Genomic DNA, 231 nt, shown 5'->3' with positions numbered 1-231 from the left:
CCCAGGAACGCAGGGCGCTGATCGAAAACAGCAGCCTGACCCTGGACCCCAACGCCAATTTCACCAAGCTCACGGTGTCGGCGTTGACCACCGCGCAAATCGACACCCTGGCCCTCAGTGGCGCCGGTGCCGGTACGGGCGCGGCGGTGTTCTCCAACACCACCAACCTGATTGGCGCCGTCACCACGGCGGCCATCGACACCAGCAAAGGCAGCGCCGATAACGTAGCGA

At 64.9% G+C, this 231-nt stretch carries 1 protein-coding gene; it reads left to right on the top strand.

Features of this window, described 5'->3' with window-relative positions; all coding sequences use genetic code 11:
* A partial coding sequence (locus AC0IW9_RS32185; RefSeq protein WP_471652333.1) for a hypothetical protein occupies positions 1–231 on the top strand: 231 nt, incomplete at both ends.

It is taken from the genome of Belnapia sp. AC561, assembly GCF_979252845.1.
Note: the sequence above shows the minus strand (reverse complement) of the source record. Positions and strands in the feature narration are given on the sequence as shown.